Source organism: Hymenobacter negativus (genome assembly GCF_017571495.1).
Classification (GTDB): Bacteria; Bacteroidota; Bacteroidia; order Cytophagales; family Hymenobacteraceae; genus Hymenobacter; species Hymenobacter negativus.
The window spans coordinates 211,881-228,981 of record NZ_JAGETZ010000010.1; the positions used below are offsets into that span (position 1 = coordinate 211,881).

A 17,101-nucleotide genomic window follows, 5' to 3' on the forward strand; every position below is an offset into this window, starting at 1 on the left:
GCCTCTCGCTTGCCAACCGGGCATACGTAGGAAATACGCAGTAAGCAAATACGCGTTAGTTACTCCCGAATCAGCAGTTTTCGCGCAAGCGGAGCGCAGCTCTCCACGCAAGAGCGATGGGCAGGCGACAGGAAAGGATTTCCAATTCAAAGCAGGGACTAGCGGCAGCAGTGCAGTGTGAATAGGCACGGTTACTTAGATGCATTTACCGTGTTTTTCCTTACGTATTTCCTTGCCAAAATACGTGGTATTCCCGCCGCTTCCCATTCATTGTCAATCGTATAATAGCCAAACATCCTTTCACACATCTCCCCTTACTTATTAAGCATACCATGCACAAATCATCTTTTCGGCTCGCTTTGCTGGGCCTGGCACTTGTTGGCACCCAACTAGCCGCATGCAGCAACAACAAAGGCTCTGATACGGCCGGCGACTCTCCCGCTTCCGGCACCGAAGCCAGCGCTGATACCACCAGCGACATGAGCGGTAGCGGCAGCTCAACGGCTGGCGGCGGTGAGATGAGCGGTGGCGGTGGTTCTACTGATGGGGGCAACGCCAGCAGCACTGCCAGCTCGGCCACCAGCACAGGCGGAGGAGCCACTACGGGCAGCTCTATGGGCGGCACTACCGGCGATACCTCTGGCAGCAGCACCGCTGGCGGCACTACATCCGGCGGCAGCACTGGAGGCACTACGGCGGGCGGCACTACTTCCGGTGGCACTACCGCGGGTGGCAGCACGAGCGGTACCACAGGCCAATAAGAGCTAGTTGATAAACTGTCTTTTTCCCATCCTTTCTCTCTATAACTTATGAAAAAGCACCTTTTAGAGCCGTTGCGGACGGCGGCCTTTTTGCTGGGCTTAGGCCTGGCCACCAGCACTGCCTATGGTCAAACCACTAGCGGTGGCAGTACCTCTGGTAGCACTTCGGGCACGACCAGTGGCCGTTCTTCGGGCACCACCGCCGGCTCAACCAGCGGCAGTACTTCGGGCTCAATGAGCGGCTCCTCCGGTTCGACGGGGTCGACAGCCGGCTCTAAGTCGGGTTCCATGGGCAGTACCTCCGGCTCCACGAGCAGCACTTCAGGCTCGCGGGGCAATTCTACCAGCGGCAGCAGTTCGGGTGGCCGGCGTGGTAAGAGCAGCCATAGCCAGGGCTCAAGCGGCAGCACCTCGGGCAGCACCAGCGGCTCCGGAACCAGTGGCAGCACTTCGGGTAGCACCACTCGCTAGTCGCCTCTTTGGCTTTGGCTAAAGCTTGCTGATTAAGTAATTAAGACCATAGCATTTATAATTAAGCCCCAGTAGGGCGGCACTCATCAAACGGGTGCCGCTCCACTGGGGCTTACTTGTTATGATGGGTCCGCGCTGCCTATTCAGGCCTGATACCCCAACTGCGTCAGGTGCTGCTTGGCAAAGCCACAGGCACTGGTCATGCCCTTGCCACCGATGCCGGTGACGAGGTGAATGCGCGGGTCGGGCGAATATTGAAAGATTTCCCGCGACTTGCTTTGGGTGTAGTAGCCGTTCCAAGTGCGCTGAATACGCCAGTCGGGCAAATCGATGATGCGCCGGGCTTCCCGGAGCATGAGCTGGTTGAGCTGGTCGGCGTTGTTGAAGTCCAGGTTGTCGGCCTGAGCTAAGTCGGCATATTCGTGGGTGTCGCCGATGATGATGGAGCCATCCACGGCCTGCTTGAACAGGATATGAATGCCCCACTCGCGCAAATCAGCAACCATCGGCTCGGCCAGCAGCTCGCCAAACGACGGGCACGACTTAAAAGCCGCGTAGCGCCGCAGGCTCAGGCCCGTGAGCACCGAGCCCGGCAACGCAACCTGAGGCAGCGGGTAGGTGGCCAGCATCTGCAGCTTGCACAGTTGCAAGTCGCTCTGGGCGAATACTTCAGGAAAGAGCAGCTTGCAGTCGCGGCCGCTGCACACCAGCACCTGGGCCGCCGTGTAGACTTGGCCGCGAGCATCGACAACGGTTGCGCCCGTTGCGCCGGCCGTGACTTCGCGCACCGGGGTAGCCGGGCGGTAGTCGAGTTCGTAGCGGGCCACCAAGTAGGCCAGCAACCGGTGAATGAGCTGGTCGGGCTCGGCCGTCACTTCCTGCTCGAACAGGAGGCCGCCCACGCAGTAGCTGGCGCGCACTGCAGGCAGGCGCTGGGTGCACTGCACAGCTGTGAGTACCCGTGACGGGTAGCCAATGGCTTGGTACCGGGCATGCTTTTCCTCCAGCACCTGCATTTCCAGGGCTGTCGAAGCCAGGTAAAGCGAGCCATTTTGCCGGATGGAAATGTCATATTCGGCCTGAATCTGTTGGTAGGTTTCGAGGCCTATGCGGGCGTAGTCGAACCATTCGCCCTCGGCCATTCCCGAGGTAATAATCTGACCAAAGTTGCGCACGGTGGCCTCCATCGGGCGGGCATCCTTTTCGAGCAACAGCACCTTCAGCCCACGTTGCAGGGCAAAATAGGCGTGGAAAGTGCCTAAGGCGCCAGCGCCCACTACTATTAAATCGTACGAGTTGTGCATGGCGGTTGCGCTGGTCTTATATCGTGCTGCAAACCTAGCCAAGTGTTGCCGCCAATGAAACCGCATAGCCGTTATGACTGCGTTACTTCTGAGGGCAACGAAGCCGGAATCCGGCCGTCAGAAATTAATCGGTATGGCGTAACAGGTACACTTTAAATAGGCGCGCAATCTGGGTAGTATCGTTGCGTACTGAGTGGGCAGCCAAACCATCGAAGTACAAGGTGTCGCCGGGAGCCAGGCTTATTTCCTCGTCTTTAAAGCCGTATTGCACCACGCCCTCCAGCACATGCACTAGCTCTAGGGCATTCGTGGAAAGGGGCTTGCGATACGTTTGTGGGCTGAGGTGGACTTCGTTGACACGCAACGTGTAATTGGCCAGGTTTTGCGAGAGCAGGTAGTTATAAAGCAGGCCCTTGGAGTCGTCGCGCTGTTCGGGGCGGCCCTCGCCAGCCCGAACCAGGAGGTAGGGCGTAGCCGGGTCGCCGTTGATATTCTTGACCAGCACCGACACGTCAACCTCCAGTGAGTTGGCAATTTCGACCAGTACAGAGAGCGAGGGCACGGTGCGGAAGTTTTCGATTTTAGATAGCAGGCCTGCCGATAAGCCACTACGTTTAGCCAATTCACGCAGACTCATCTTTTTGGCTTTGCGCAACTCCAGGATGCGGAGGCCGATTAAACTCAACTTATCGTGCTTCATGGGAGCAAGTTCGGCATAAAACCATAACGTAAAAGTGAGGTTGGAGAGAACAGGAAGCGGGTTTTCGCATGATTACCTTTGTTGCATATTAGTCAACAAAACACCGTCGCTTTTATGGGCCCTTTGCAACTCGTGGTATTGGACATGGCCGGTACCACCGTGCGCGACCAGCACGAAGTAGAAGCCTGCTTTGCCCAGGCTGCCGCCGCTACCGGCCTACAGGCCACGGCCAGCCGCATTCTGGCCGCGCAAGGCCAGGCCAAGCGTGCTGTGTTTGAGCAGCTCTGGTTGGAACAGCTGGGCACAGCTGCCCAGGCAGAAGAGTTGACGGCCTGCGTGGACCACTCGTACCAGATATTCCAGGACGTTCTGGAAACCCACTACCGCACCCAGCCGGTGCTGCCCACCCAGGGCTGCCGGGAGTTGCTGGCGTTTCTCAAAAGTCGGGGCATTCGCATTGCCCTCACCACGGGCTTCTACCGGAAGGTGACGGATATTATTCTGCATCGCCTGGGCTGGGACCAGGGCCTCGACGCACAGTACCGGGGCAACGAGCACGCCATTATCGACCTTTCAATTGCCAGCGATGAAGTGGCTGTCGGCCGCCCCGCACCGCTGATGATTAAAAAAGCCATGCAGGTGTTTGGTATCACTGACCCGCAGCAAGTTATCAACGTGGGCGATACACCATCTGACCTTGAATCGGGCCGTCAGGCGGGCTGTCGGTACAGCCTGGGCCTCACCAATGGCACCCACACTCGCGAGCAGCTGGCGGTGTGTCCGAACGATGGCCTGCTGGCCTCGCTGGCTGAGTTGCAGCAGCTACTGGAAAAGGAGCTGGTGTTGACCTAGTGGGGCTCATTGAGTTCGACCTGCTTCGCTCCGCGATGCACAAGGTGCTGGAACCGCTCTTGAGGATTGGCGGGCTGGGTCCGCAGTCGAACCCGGCCAAACCGTACACCAACCGGCACTGCTCCGGGCGTGATGTTATTGGATATCCGTTCCTACTCGGTGCTGCCGGGCTTGGGTACACCAGTTGGCATCAGCCAGGAATTTAGGGTGTTGTGCTCCCCTTCGAGCACGATTTTGTAGAAGGGAGCCGGATAGGCGCTGCGGCTGAATGCCGCCCGTTGACGGGCCAGCGGCATGGTCCCGAGCAGCACGTATTTGTCCACGCCGCCAGTTTTGAAATTATTGGTCGTCGTCGCCCATATTTTCACCTTCTCAGGTTTGCTGGCCAGGGCGGTCCAGCTCAGATGCAGGCTGTCGGGGGTGGCCCACACCTTGGGCTGCATGAGCGATACCGGGCCAATCAGGGGCACACCATCCAGCTCGCGTTGGGTGGCCTGGGGCAGGGGCAGCTGCATAAAGCGAGCCATGGTGGGCAGTACATCCACGATACTGGCCTGCCTGCGCTGGGCGTAGTCATTCATATTTTTGTCGCTCAGCACCAGCCAGGTGGTGCGCTCGCGGGGCGACTGCCCGCCGTGACCGCGGCCCGTACTCGCGTCGCGGCCATGGTCGGTAGTGAGTACCAGCAACCAGTCTTCGGGATGGTGTTGGGCACGGGCCTGGATGGTGGCCCAGATTTTCCCCACCTGCTCGTCTACGTAGCCCACGGCGCGTTGCTGCTGCTCGCTGTCGCCGTAGCGGTGGCCCATGTCGTCGGTATATTCCAGGTAAACCCACGAAAGGTCCGGAGCATCCTGTGCCAGACATTTTGTGGCTTCGGCTACCACTTTTTCGTCGATGTTGTGGGTATAGAGACTGCCTTTGTCGTGCGGAAAAGCCACTGTATCCAACTCATAGCCATCGGCCTTGAAGTCAAATTTCACGTTGCCAGCGGCGGGCAGGCCCTCGCCCACCAGCTTGGTGCGGTTGTCGAGCCAGGTGGAGAAGATGCCGATTTTCTTCTGGGGCTGCTGGGCTTTCAGCAGACGAAAGATATTCTGGTAGGAGTAGTTAGGCGCTTTCACGTCGTTGTCCCACACGTTGTGCTTGTAGCCCCAGGTGCCGGTAATCAGGTCCATGTAGCCGGGGGCTGAGATGGTAGGCGTCTGGGTGTAGGTGCCCAGGTCGCCGCCAACGTGGGCCGGGAGGTAGGCGCCGGCCGCAATAACTTTTTTGATATTCGGCGTATTTGCCTTTTCCAGCACGTCAGCCGGGATGCCATCGGCAATAATGAACACCACCTTGCGGCTGCGCGACTGCGCGTGCGCTGCGCCAAGGCTTAGCAGGCCCAGCAGAAACATAAGTTGAATTTTCATAAATAAAATGGTCATGCCAAGCATTCTGCGCGTTACACCCTCCTACCCTATTTCCGCCCTAGCATAGCCTCTACGGGTTTGCCAGTGGCGGGCGTGGGCGTGTAGGTCTGACCCAGCAGCTGGGCCAGAGTGGCAGCCACCTGATTTTGGTAGAGCTGGCCGGTAGGGAGCTTGCTCAGGACGGGCGTATCGGGGCCGAGGGCAGCCATCCAGATTTGGTCGGCCCCGACTACATCGCGGCCGTGGGTTTGCCACTGGGTTCCTTCTATGCCGCGGCCATGGTCGGTGGTGATGAGCAGCGTGGTTTTGCCGCGGTACTGCGGGTCGCTTTGCAGGTAGGCCCAGAGCTGACGAATGAAGTCGTCGGTGTACTGTGCGGCGTGCAGATAGGCCCCGTACTCGCCGCCGTGGGCCCAGTCGTCGGTATCGCCGAAGCCAATGTAGAGCACGCGGGGCTTGTTTTTCTTCAAATACTCAAACGCGTAGCCGTAGGTGAAAGCGTCGAGCCGCTCCTCGCCAAACGGGCTGGGCGAGGCCACTTCCAACTGGTTAAGCAGTATCTCGCCGGGCGTTAGGTGGGCACCAGTGGCCTGGCGCTGGCCGGCATTGACGGGCAGGCCACTGCGCTTTTCGTTGAGAATGTACGGGTAGGCATCCCAGGAGCCGAAGGCCGCCACCTTGCCCCGGAAAGCGGGCTGCTGATTGAGCACTTCCAGCACCGAGGCATTGGGATTGTCGAGCGGGTCGTTGCTGTGGATGCGGGCGTCGTCGGCAGCCCCGGTCAGGATTTCGTTGTAGCCCGGGTACGAGAAGCGCATGGTGTTGGTCACGTTCACGAGGCTGCCGGCCGGGCGGTTGCCGTAGAGCTGCCCTTGTTTGGCCACGGTATTCCAGAGGAAGGGCATCAGCGTCTGGCGGCGCTGTTTGGGCGTCCCCTGGCCGAAGTCTTTTTGTAAGCGCTTCCGGTCGGTGTAGTACTGCTTGGTCTGGCGAAACAGCGCCGTATCGGCCCCACCAAATACTTCCTGCCAGCGCATCCCATCCAGGGTGATGAGCACCACGTTTTCGGTACGGAGCTTGGGCGTTTGGGCCGGGGCGGTGAGGGCCAGCCCAGTCAGGCAAGCAGTGAGAAAACCAGTGAGTGGACGCATGGAGAAAGCGAGTAAGTAATGCACGGGCTCCCAGTCTTTAGCCGAAGCACAGCAGCAGGGCCGGGAGCCCGTCTTAAAACGTAATTGTATAAGCAGTCCAAAGCCTTTCGGGCGGCATGACTAGTTGCAGGAAATGCTGGCGCTGCACCAATAATCCGCTACTTCAGCACTTCCATCAGGCCATTGATGTCGTCGTTGCCGGCGTACTGCCGCTGCAACGCCGACTGGTAGTTGGCGGTGTTGGCCGTGCGCTCGGAGGTGGGGTACTGGAAGCGCTGCGCAATGCGGCCACCATTGCCGGTACCGGGCCCGGTGGTGAAGGTAGGCACGCCGGTGCGGCGAAAGTTGTAGTAGGCTTCCAGGCCCGAATGGCGGAACAGGGCAAGGTATTTTTGCTGCAAAATCCGGGTCAGGCCAGCCGCGTCGGCCGTGTACTGCACACTGGGCTGGGCATAGTAGGTAGTAAAGCTGACGGGGATGTTGTAGGTGTCGTAGTTCGAAGCTGCGGTGACGTCCGTCGAGCCGGGGCGGTAGAACGAAGCCACGTAGGTACCACTGGCGGGGATGCCATAGAAGCCCATCGAGGCCTGAATACCGGCTGTATACCAGGTTTCGGCGTTGCCGGTGGCCCAGCCCCGGTTGATGCCCTCCGCGATGTTGAAGCACAGCTCAGGGTAGCCAATCTGGATGGTGGGCTCACCAATGAGGGTGGAGAAATAGCGCTTGCGGTTCAGAAACGAATATTTCTGCAGGCCAGCGTTGTTGTACATCACGCCCAGGTCGAGGCCGGCATCGGCTCCGATGAAAGAGGCAAAGCTGGTGGGACTCTGGTTGAGGTTGTCGACGGAGTAGCGGGCGGGCTCGGTGGTGGCAAATACGCGCGGGTCCTGGAGCTGGGTGAGCAAGCCCACGTAGGTAGCCGACATGTTTTTGCGCGAGCCGTCCTGGCCGAAGTTTCGGTTGTTGTTGGGGTAGAAGTTGTTGGTGGTCGCCACGTACACATACTGCATGTTGTCGGCGCCGCTGGTCATGAGCGGATACTTGGTGGGGTTGCTCAGTATGTCGGCAAACTGCCCAGCGATGTTGAGGTCGGCGTCGCCCGTTCTCTTGCTCAGGTTCAGCAGCAGGCGCACGCGCAGTGTATTCACCACACGCTGCCACTTCCGCAGGTCGCCATTGAAGTAAATGTCGCCGGCTACTGTCGTGGTCCCGCCTGCAATGAGGCTGGCCAGGTCGGTATTGGCGCTTTCCAGCCACTTAAAGGACTGCACGAAAATGGCTTTCTGCGGGTCGTAGGCCGGCGTGATGGCTCCCAGTCCCTGCAAGGCCTGCGCCTGCGGAAGGTCGCCCATTTCCAGGCTCATGCGGGTGAAGAGGTAGGCGCGGAAGAAGTTGCCCAGCGCCTCGTAGGGATTCACAGCGGGCGAGCCGGCCTTGGTGGCCTGCTGCTCCATGAGGCCCACGTTTTTGAGGGTGGTGTAGTAGATGGTGCCGCTGCCGAAGTCGTAGCGGTTGTTGCCATAGTAGTCGTAGTTGTTGAGGTAGTACTGGTCCCAGTACTCATAGCTGCCGTTGGGTGCCTCGTAGGCATCGTTGAGGATGCCCGTGAAGAGCAAGGAAGCGGGCAGGCTGTTGGGCTTGTTCTCGTTGATGGTCAGCTCGTCCAGGGTCTTGTTGCAGCCCGTATTGGCCAGGGCGAGGCCCACGAGCAAGCCGCCGGTTTTAAAGATATTTTTCATCCGAATTGGGGCGGTAACGGTTAGAAAGTAGCGTTCAGGTTAAGGCCGTAGCTGCGCACGGTGGGCGATTGCAGGCCCGTGACGGAAATAGCGCCGTTGTACTGGTCCAGGTCCACGTCTTTGAAGCGCTTGTCGCCGTAGAAATAGAGCAGGTTGCGGCCGACGACCGACACTGACAATTTCTGAATGAAGCCCTTGCCAAGTAGTGAGCTGGGCACGTCGTAGCCAATGGTAACTTCCCGCAGCTTGGCAAACGTCTTGCTCATCAGGTTCGATTCCTGCACATTGTAGTACTTGCTCACGTAGTCCTGCACAAACGTGGCCGTGGTGTTGGGGGCAAACTGCAAGGCTTCCGCGTTAAGAATTGCGCCCGTCTGGGAGTCGTAGTTGATGCTGCCGCCGTTGGTGATGACCACGCCTTCGCCCACGTAGGAGCCGCTATAGCCGGTTTTGCCGTAATTCAGCCAGTCCTGGTAGCGGGCCTCACCCAAGGCACCCTCGGCGGTGAGAGCATTGCGGCCGCCGCGCATGGTTTTGTTGAACATGTAGTCGGTAGTGACGCCGCCCACCGCGCCGTCGAACTGAAAGCCTAGGCTCAGCGACTTATAGTGGACCTTGTTGTAGATGCTCCAGTTGTAGTCCGAGTTCAGGTTGCCCAGGTACTGTAGCACCGGGTTGGCGAGGGGCTTGCCAGCCGCGTCGTTGATGATTTGGCCGTTAGCGTTGCGCACGAAAGCCGTTCCGTAGAACTTGTCCGTCCGGTCGCCCTGCTTGTAGAAGGTCTGGTACACCTCCTGGCCGGGCGGCAGCTCGCTGTACACCTGCTTGTAAGTCGACCAGTTCACGAGCACGTCCCAACCGAAGCCGTTGGCGTTTTGCACCGGCGAACCAGTCAGGCTGACCTCATAGCCGGTCCGCGTCGTTTTCAATGCGTTGATGTACTCCGTGGTGTAGCCCGTAGCCGACGACAGTGGGTTAGGCAGTATCGTAGGGCCATCGATGTACTGGAAAGCGGTGGCACTCAGACCCAGCCGGTTTTGCAGGAACTTGACGTCGATGCCCTCTTCGTAGTTGACGCGGGTCGACGTTTTCAGACCGGGCGCGAGCAGGTTGTTGGTCCCGTAGCCGGCCGTCTGGTTGTTGTAAGGCTTGCTGGTTGAGTAGTTGGATTGCAGCGAGTAATCGGGGCCGTTGTAGGGCGATAGGTAGGTATTGCCGTAGCCGAGCGGATTGGTGAAGAGGGAGTTGCCTGCACTGCCACCCAGCGCCGTGATGGAACTGAACGGAGCCGGCCCGATGGTGGGCGACGTGGCATCGGTGCGAATGTTGGCGTAGGAAGCCCGCAGCTTCAGGAAAGAAATGGCGTGGGGCAGGCCAATGTAGTCCGATACCACTGTGGCCAGTGAGGCACTGGGGTAGAAGTAATTGGTGGCCTGCTGAAAGGCTGACGACCGGTCGACGCGCCCCGTAGACGACAGCGTGGCGTAGCGGCCCAAGGCAGCATCAATCGAGTAATAAGCACTCAGCACCCGCATCTGCGAGTTGAAGCTCGTGGACTGCACCGGGTTGAGTGAGTTGCTGAAGGCGTACACCTCCGGCACGTTTAGGTAGTCGGTCGACGTCCAGTTTGAGTTGTAGGTCATGTTGCGCACGTTGGCACCTAGTAGGCCCGAGAAGTTCAGAAACTTGTTTTCGCCCAAGTCATAGCTGAAGTTCAGAAAGCCCTCCGCATTGTTGTCGAACAAGTTGCGGCGGTCTTCGCGGTAGTCGCCCAAGTTACCCTCGCGGCCGTAGGGGTGAGCCGAAAATGGCATCTTCTCGGTGCGGAGCAGGCCGTAGGTGCTGATTTGGGTGCGCAGGGTGGCACTCAGGTGGTTATCAATCTTGAAGTTGCCGGTTAGATAGGCATAGGTGTCGTTTTTGTAGTGGCCGCGCGTCCATTTTTCCACCATCAGCCAAGGGTTGTGGTAGCGCTGATACTCGGCAAACACCGACTGCACGCCCACCTGCCCCGGCTGCCAGATGCCCCGGATGTCGGGTGCATTCACGTCCCAGTCGGCCCCGGTCCACACCGCCGAGCTGTAGATGAGGCTATTAGGACCATAATCCACGTCCGGAAAATTATCGGTAAACTGGCGGTTGAAGTTCACATTGGCTTCCACCCGGAAGCGCGGGGTGGGATTAAAAGCGCCGTAGAGGTTGAAGTTGATAATGTTGAGCCCGTTGTTGGGGATGTAGCTGTTCTGGGTTTGCTGCGACACCGAGAAGCGCGTGGTATAGGTGTCGCCATTGGCGCTGAGCGCAATGTTGTTGTTGGTCTGGAAGCCGGTGCGGAGGAAGTTCTTCAGGTTGTTGGCACCCCGTGCTACGTAGGGCGTCCCCTGGCGCACCCCATTCACAATGGGCGAGTCGTATTGCGGAATCAGTTGGCCCGCGAAGTAGGGTCCCCACACGTCGTAGTCGCCATCTACACCGCCCGGGGCGCCACCTTTGCCATCCACAAACTGATACTGCGTGTTTTCGCCCGCACCGTACGAGTCCTGCAAGCGCGGAAACGCGAGGAAGCCCGATTGGATGACGTTGCTGCTGTTCACTTCCACCGTGAAGCCCTTCTTGTTCCTGTTCCCTTTCTTAGTGGTAATCAGAATGGCCCCGTTCGAGGCGCGGTTGCCGTAGAGCGCCGCTGCCGCTGGCCCTTTCAGCACCGTATAGGTCTCAATATCATCGGGGCTAATGTTCCAAGTATCTGTGTTAATCGGGAAGCCATCGACCACGTAGAGCGACACGCTACCGCCGCGCAGCAGCACGTTGGGTGCCCGCAACAGCTCGGCCGAAGGGCCTACCGAAAGGCCTGCTACCTTGCCCGTGAGGCCCGAAATGGGGTTGGGGTCGCGGGCCTTCACAATGTCCTCGCCGTTTACTTCCTGCACCGCATAGCCAATTTTGCGCGTCTCCTTTTTCACGCCTAGCGCAGTCACCACTACTTCGTCGAGCTGCTTATTATCCGGCAGCAGCGCCACAGTCAGGCTGCTCTGGCTGCCCACGGTCACTTCCTGCGCCACCGTCCCCAAAAAGCTGATGGTCAACACATCACCGGGCTTGGTATTCAGCGTAAAATGGCCGTCCGAATCAGTCGATGTGCCTTGGCTGGTGCCCCTGATAACAATGCTCACGCCTGGCAGCGGCTGCTTTTTATCGTCGGTCACGACGCCGCTGATGGGATTTTGTGCCCGTGCTATTCCGGGGGCCAGCCCAAACAGCAGCACCAACATTAGCACTTGGAATTGCCTGTAAATACTTCTCATGAGTAAGGAGAGATGGGTGAAAATCAGGAAAAGCGCACCAGTTGGTCACGCATGATATTGACCGAAGGGGCTAGCGTTGCTGCTGCAGCAAGTGCCGCAGGGCCAGCTCCTTGAGGTAGCCGAGGCTGCCCACCGGCTGGTTGGTTTCCTTGGCCTGCTCGTCCCACTGCCGCAACTGCAGCATGAGGTGGGCATCCGGGTCTCGCTCGAAGGCCGCTGCTTCGCCCGGGCTCATCACCCCGCCCTGAAAAGCGAGCGTGGCCAGGCTGGCCGGCGACAATTGGCGCAGGTAGCTGGGGTACTTGTGCGTGAGGTAGCGCTTGGCCTGCACGTGGCTTTCCACCAGCCGGGTCACCCGCTCCGAAAAGCCCAGCTCCCGCAGGTAGTCGGCTCCCAGCTTCTCGTGGTTCACCACTCCGTAGCCATCCATCGAGTCGGCCTGTTGGGCGGCGCACAGGTGGCCCAGGTCGTGGAAGAAGGCAGCCAGCACCACCTCGTCGTCGGCCCCAGCCATTTCGGCCAGCACCGCTGCCTGCCACATGTGCTCCAGCTGCGACACGGGCTCACCGATGTAGTCGGCGTGGCCCAAGGTTTGGTACAGGCCGAAAACCTGCGCCACTGCCTGTTTAGGAGTGAGTAACTGTTTGGCAATCATGCCGCAAAAAATGAGGTTGGAAAAAGCCAGGTAAGCCCTTCACGAGCATTTCTGTATCCAAAAAGCGGGTAGGGGGCAGCGCAGTGCTGTAGCCATGCCAGCCCGCAGGCAGCGAAAAACGGCTGGGTGGGAGGAGGCCGTTATTTAAATCAGCATTAATCAGCCGTCTGAGAGGCTCTGCTAACTGCTGGCAAAGTTCTGCGCCAACTGTGTGGCGCGTGTCGCTGATTAATCACCAAATCGTTACCTAATTGTAGCCTGGTTTTTCATATAGGTCAACGACCACAGCTGCTACATTGGCTGCTGACGGCCTTAGCGGCCTTTCCTGGGTGCTATAGAAAACCAGCGCTGCTACCGCCGTTGCTGCCGCTAGTGCCGCCAATGCCAGGAAGGCTCCGCTCCAGCCCTGGTGCTCGGCCAGCCGGCCGGTGAGCCACAGCGCCCCCGTGCCGCCCACATAGCCCACGGCATCGACCAGGCCCGCCGCCGTAGCCGCGCCCTGCCGCCCGCCCGCATCGAGTGCCATGGCCCCGGCCAAAAAAGAGTAGGGACCCAACAAAAGCAGCCCAACGAGCGAAATGAGCACCAGCGGTAGCAGGCCGCCACTGGTTGGCTGGGCCATGAGCACCAGCACGGGCACCAGCCCTAGGCAGGCTGCCAGCAGCAAGGGGCCGCGCTGCCCCCGCAGCCAAGTATCGGAGAGGTAGCCTGCACCTAGAATCGACAGCATCCCAAAGGCCGAATACAGCGCGCTGTACTGCGAGGCCGCGCTTTCGGAGAGGTGTGCGGCTTCCACCAGATAAGTCGGCACCCAGAAGCTAAAGGCTTCTCGTAGCGCAGTGAGGCCAAATGAGAGCACCAGCAACAGCAAAAAGGCCGGGCTGCGGAAATAAGGCCCCAACAGTGCCCCGAGTGAAGCCGGCTGCTTAGCCGCCAGGCCAGCTTCGAACAGGCTGTCCGGGTTGCTGGGTGGTGCCGTTAGGCCCACGCTGGCGGGTGTGCTGGCCAGCGTAAACCAGTTGGCCAGCGCTACCAGGGCCAGGATAGCTGCCGCTACCCCAAACAGCCCCCGCCACCCCATACCCAGCACCAGCAGCTGGCCCAGCAGCAGCTTGGCGGCAATATCACCCACTAAGTAGCTAAGGCTGAGCAGACCCATTATCTTGCCGTAGGAGCGGTATGAAAACCAGTGCGCCGTGATTTTGACCAGGCCCGCCCAGCCCATTGCCTGCACCAGCCGATTGAGCGCCCAGGCCACAAAAAACACCGCCACCCCCTGCCCCAGCCCAAATGCAACCGTGGCGGCCACGGCCCCCACCATGCCGAGCAGGAAGATTTTCTTACCGCCTAGGAAGTCGCCCAGCACCCCGTTTACCACCTTACCAGCGGCATAAAAAAGCACCCCCACCGAGGCAATCTGCCCCATCACTTCCTTATTGAGCCCCTGGCTACCAAACTCGCGGATGAGCAGCGGAGCGGCCACGGCCAGATTCGAGCGGCACAGGTAATAGGCGCTGTAGCCCACAAACAAACCCGCGGCCGTGCGCAGTTGCCAACGTTGCAAAGGGGTATGCAGCAGAAGCTTGGCCATGGTGAGCGAACCGGTAATTAAGAAGGCACCAGCTCGCCAGCATTTTTCAAAATACCGGCTGATTGCTAATGCTTTGGAACCACAAAGTTGGGTTTATGCAAAGCGTCTGCTGTTGTGAGCACGTTGTTTGTCTGTTAACAAATAGCGTGTGTTTGTTGAGTATAAGTAAAGTATTCCTTCGCACGAAAAGCTTCGAATTGCCTTTACTTAGCGGTGATACATGCATCAAGGCTACCCGTTCGGGTATAAGGTCAATGCCATGACGTATATTTATACCCGAACGGGTGCTATAAAGTCATTTGCGTTCTAAATAACCCCGTTCGGGTATACATTATGCTCAACCCTCTGTCTGCATTCGTCAAGCAGCGGCGCAAGCTGCTCCAATTGTCCCAACCGGACCTAGCTGCTAAAGCTGGTGTAGGCCTGCGGTTCGTGCGGGAGTTGGAACAGGGCAAAGCCACGTTGCGGCTGGATAAAGTGAACCTGGTGTTGCGCTTGTTTGGCCATGAGTTGGCTCCTGCTCCACTAGACCGTACTCATCTTATCCAAGAGGCATGAAAAAGGCCGAAGTACACTTGCACGGGCAGCTGGCGGGGCACCTTACTCAGGACGAGCAAGGCTACACCTTCGCCTATTCGCCTCTTTACCTACTCACCAGCGCTCCGGAGCCGGTGAGCCTGACGTTGCCGCTCCGCTCCGCGGCCTACGTAGAGCGGGTGCTGTTTCCTTTTTTTGATGGGCTGATTCCCGAAGGCTGGCTGCTGGAAGTGGCCGAGAAGAACTGGAAGCTCAACGCCCGCGACCGCATGGGCCTGCTGCTGGCCTGCTGCCGCGACTGCATCGGGGCAGTGAGTATTTACCCGCTCGAAACCGCCGACGCATGAACCGCTGCCTTTACTGCTACCAGCCCCTGCCCGCCCCCGACAGCCCCGCGTACCATTCGGCATGCAGTCGCAAACTATTTGGCAGAGCCCTGCCGCCAGCGTTTCCCTACACCGAGGCCGAGATGCTAGCCCTGGCCGAAGCCGTTGTGCGCCAGCACATCACCGTAACGGGCGTGCAGCCCAAGCTTTCGCTGACCGTAGCGCCGGCGGGAGCAGCCGGGCAGTCCGGCCGCTTCACCATTGTCGGGGCGCTCGACGGCGAATACATTCTTAAGCCGCCCACGGCCCGCTACCCGCACCTGCCCGAAGTGGAAGACCTGACCATGCACCTGGCCACGCTGGCCCGCTTGCATACGGTACCCCACGGGCTGCTGCGCCTCGAAGGTGGAGCGCTGGCCTATGTCACGCGCCGCATCGACCGGCAGAAGGGCCGCAAACTGGCCATGGAAGACATGTGCCAACTCACCGAGCGCCTGACGGAAAATAAGTACGACGGCTCCCACGAACAGGTGGCCAAAGTTATTCTGAAGCACTCGGCTAACCCCGGCCTGGACGTAGTCAACTACTACGAGCTGGTGCTTTTCTGCTTTCTGACCGGCAATGCCGACATGCACCTGAAGAATTTCTCGCTGCTCCAAACGCCCGGCCTGGGCTATGGCCTGGCCCCGGCCTATGACCTGGTGGCCACCGCGCTGGTCAACCCCACTGACACAGAGGAATTGGCCCTCACCCTCAACGGCAAGAAGAAGCGGCTGCGGCAGTCAGACTTCCGGCAGGCCGCACAGCGGGCCGGCATTGATGATAAAGTGGTGACCGGTATGCTCACGCGCTTTACCAAGGCAAAACCAGCTTGGCAGGAGTTTATCGACATTAGCTTTTTGCCGGAGAAACTCAAGGAGCAATTTCACACCCTTCTGAACCACCGCCTTGCTCAATTAGACCTGGTTTAATTGCCTACTGTTACTCATGAGGCATCACAGGTGTGCGCTAATGCAAAGAGTTAGCGGGAATGCTACTGGCCTACCCTGGTTCACCGATTTGACCTGTGGCAGGCAGTTATTTACCGCCATCTTTCTGTTTTCTGACCTGAGCATGCTGAGTTATGTAGCCGGCCCACACATACGGGGCGCCAGCTGCAACCTAATGCATCAGAAGAAATTGGCCTTGGCAGCAGGCTTGGGAGGGTGGTTTTTGGGCCGACACTCGCATTGCTGGCGGGCACACGCTAATATTGCTAATCCGGGGTAGCACCACCGGTTTGGAAGCTTCCATCTGCTTGTTTACACAGTCGTAGCTGATGGTAAACAGCGCATCGTAAATTCCCATGCTTGCTATTCAATTCACGCCGTTTCCGGTATTGCACACGCCGCGACTCATCCTGCGGCAGCTCACTCCCGATGATGCCCCCGCAGTGCAGTTCTTTCGCTCCGATGCAGCATTCCTGCGCTATGTGCCCCGCGAGCCGGAACCTTCCATGCAACAGGCCCAAGAGCATATCCAACTGTTGCACGATAATTGGGCGAACAACATATCTATTACATGGGGACTGAGCTGGCCCAACCAGCCGGACCTATTGGGTACCATCTGTTTGTGGAACCTGCAGCCCGAAAATTATCGGGCCGAAATCGGCTATGGGCTGCACCCGGTGCACAGCCGGCAGGGGCTGATGAGTGAGGCAATGGCCGCCGTGGTCCGTTTCGGCCTCGAGACCATGAAGCTGCATAGCATCGAGGCGCATCTGGACCCGGGGAACGACGCCTCTATCCGGCTATTGGAAAAGCACGGCTTTGTTCGCGAAGGCCTGTTTCGCGAAAACATCTACTTCGGGGGCCAATTTCTGGATACGGCCGTGTATACCCGATGGGCTCCGGCCCAGGTTTAATTCTGAGCAAAATTATTTAAAAAATTAATGTATTTATAATTTTGCAAATTAAAAAGACTGCTGGAGTGGCTCTTTAGAGCGATGCTATTGTTGCTGTGGTCAGTTGCGCCGGCGCAACTGACCACAGCAATAACTGGTGCTGAGCGATACGGCGCGGGAATACAGCACGGGCCGCAGCTGAGACCTGCTAGTGTTAATAAGCCGCCTTTCCTTTGCTAATCGAAATGAGCCACGGGCATAACGCCGCCAAATGACCGGCATACATTTGCATCGAAAACCACAGCGTTACTTTAGCTGGCTAAATAACCTTCCTATTCAGGGTAGCTTTTAGGCAAGTTCCGCACCTCGTCGGCACGTGCATTAAAGCCCACACGTTCATACCATCAGAGCT

General features: G+C 58.7%; 16 protein-coding genes. 8 read left to right on the forward strand and 8 right to left on the reverse strand.

Annotation, left to right across the window (positions count from 1 at the left end; translation table 11 throughout):
- Positions 1–332 precede the first annotated feature (332 nt).
- The gene (locus tag J4E00_RS19780) at positions 333–761 is read left to right on the forward strand and encodes a hypothetical protein (RefSeq protein WP_208176997.1); all 429 of its coding nucleotides are present in this window, start codon (positions 333–335) and stop codon (positions 759–761) included.
- Between the two features lie 48 nt (positions 762–809).
- Complete coding sequence (locus tag J4E00_RS19785; protein ID WP_208176998.1) at positions 810–1,232, forward strand: hypothetical protein; 423 nt, start codon at positions 810–812, stop codon at positions 1,230–1,232.
- Between the two features lie 143 nt (positions 1,233–1,375).
- Here J4E00_RS19785 and J4E00_RS19790 read toward each other — a convergent pair whose 3' ends face one another.
- Together J4E00_RS19790 and J4E00_RS19795 are read right to left on the reverse strand one after the other, a co-directional pair.
- The gene (locus J4E00_RS19790; RefSeq protein WP_208176999.1) at positions 1,376–2,536 is read right to left on the reverse strand and encodes a TIGR03364 family FAD-dependent oxidoreductase; all 1,161 of its coding nucleotides are present in this window, start codon (positions 2,534–2,536) and stop codon (positions 1,376–1,378) included.
- 124 nt (positions 2,537–2,660) lie between these two features.
- Positions 2,661–3,236 carry a helix-turn-helix domain-containing protein gene (locus J4E00_RS19795; protein ID WP_208177000.1) on the reverse strand — a complete coding sequence of 192 codons (576 nt, stop codon included), beginning with the start codon at positions 3,234–3,236 and terminating at the stop codon, positions 2,661–2,663.
- A 114-nt stretch (positions 3,237–3,350) separates the two neighbouring features.
- Between J4E00_RS19795 and J4E00_RS19800 the strand changes: the two genes are divergently transcribed.
- Positions 3,351–4,088 (forward strand): HAD family hydrolase, encoded by a 738-nt coding sequence (locus J4E00_RS19800; protein ID WP_208177001.1) that lies wholly within the window; start codon positions 3,351–3,353, stop codon positions 4,086–4,088.
- A gap of 152 nt (positions 4,089–4,240) precedes the next feature.
- On the opposite strand, the gene J4E00_RS19805 is transcribed toward J4E00_RS19800, so the two are convergent.
- The 6 genes from J4E00_RS19805 to J4E00_RS19830 all read right to left on the reverse strand — a co-directional run bounded on the left by J4E00_RS19805 (position 4,241) and on the right by J4E00_RS19830 (position 13,944).
- Positions 4,241–5,503, reverse strand: a complete 1,263-nt coding sequence (locus J4E00_RS19805; protein ID WP_208177002.1) for an alkaline phosphatase family protein — start codon at positions 5,501–5,503, stop codon at positions 4,241–4,243.
- Between the two features lie 47 nt (positions 5,504–5,550).
- Positions 5,551–6,654 carry a sulfatase-like hydrolase/transferase gene (locus tag J4E00_RS19810; RefSeq protein WP_208177003.1) on the reverse strand — a complete coding sequence of 368 codons (1,104 nt, stop codon included), beginning with the start codon at positions 6,652–6,654 and terminating at the stop codon, positions 5,551–5,553.
- A 158-nt stretch (positions 6,655–6,812) separates the two neighbouring features.
- Entirely contained in the window at positions 6,813–8,393 is a 1,581-nt protein-coding gene (locus J4E00_RS19815; protein WP_208177004.1) for a SusD/RagB family nutrient-binding outer membrane lipoprotein, read from the reverse strand.
- A 20-nt stretch (positions 8,394–8,413) separates the two neighbouring features.
- Positions 8,414–11,698, reverse strand: a complete 3,285-nt coding sequence (locus J4E00_RS19820; RefSeq protein ID WP_208177005.1) for a SusC/RagA family TonB-linked outer membrane protein — start codon at positions 11,696–11,698, stop codon at positions 8,414–8,416.
- 70 nt (positions 11,699–11,768) lie between these two features.
- On the reverse strand, positions 11,769–12,353 hold the full coding sequence (locus tag J4E00_RS19825) for a phosphonate degradation HD-domain oxygenase (RefSeq protein ID WP_208177006.1): 585 nt from the start codon (positions 12,351–12,353) through the stop codon (positions 11,769–11,771).
- A gap of 247 nt (positions 12,354–12,600) precedes the next feature.
- On the reverse strand, positions 12,601–13,944 hold the full coding sequence (locus J4E00_RS19830) for an MFS transporter (protein WP_208177007.1): 1,344 nt from the start codon (positions 13,942–13,944) through the stop codon (positions 12,601–12,603).
- Positions 13,945–14,277: 333 nt separating this feature from the next.
- Between J4E00_RS19830 and J4E00_RS19835 the strand changes: the two genes are divergently transcribed.
- The 5 genes from J4E00_RS19835 (at position 14,278) to J4E00_RS19855 (ending at position 16,710) form a co-directional block, all read left to right on the forward strand.
- Positions 14,278–14,502 (forward strand): helix-turn-helix transcriptional regulator, encoded by a 225-nt coding sequence (locus tag J4E00_RS19835; protein ID WP_208177008.1) that lies wholly within the window; start codon positions 14,278–14,280, stop codon positions 14,500–14,502.
- A complete protein-coding gene (locus J4E00_RS19840) occupies positions 14,499–14,828 on the forward strand; it encodes a HipA N-terminal domain-containing protein (protein ID WP_208177009.1) in 330 nt (109 codons plus the stop codon). Before J4E00_RS19835 ends, J4E00_RS19840 begins: the two co-directional genes overlap by 4 nt.
- Positions 14,825–15,778 carry a HipA domain-containing protein gene (locus J4E00_RS19845; RefSeq protein ID WP_208177010.1) on the forward strand — a complete coding sequence of 318 codons (954 nt, stop codon included), beginning with the start codon at positions 14,825–14,827 and terminating at the stop codon, positions 15,776–15,778. The genes J4E00_RS19840 and J4E00_RS19845 overlap by 4 nt, the downstream gene beginning before the upstream one ends.
- A 40-nt stretch (positions 15,779–15,818) precedes the next feature.
- Entirely contained in the window at positions 15,819–16,076 is a 258-nt protein-coding gene (locus J4E00_RS30315; protein ID WP_208177011.1) for a DUF4260 family protein, read from the forward strand.
- Positions 16,077–16,152: 76 nt separating this feature from the next.
- Positions 16,153–16,710, forward strand: coding sequence for a GNAT family N-acetyltransferase (locus J4E00_RS19855; RefSeq protein WP_208177012.1), 558 nt, complete (start codon positions 16,153–16,155; stop codon positions 16,708–16,710).
- Positions 16,711–17,101: the final 391 nt, after the last annotated feature.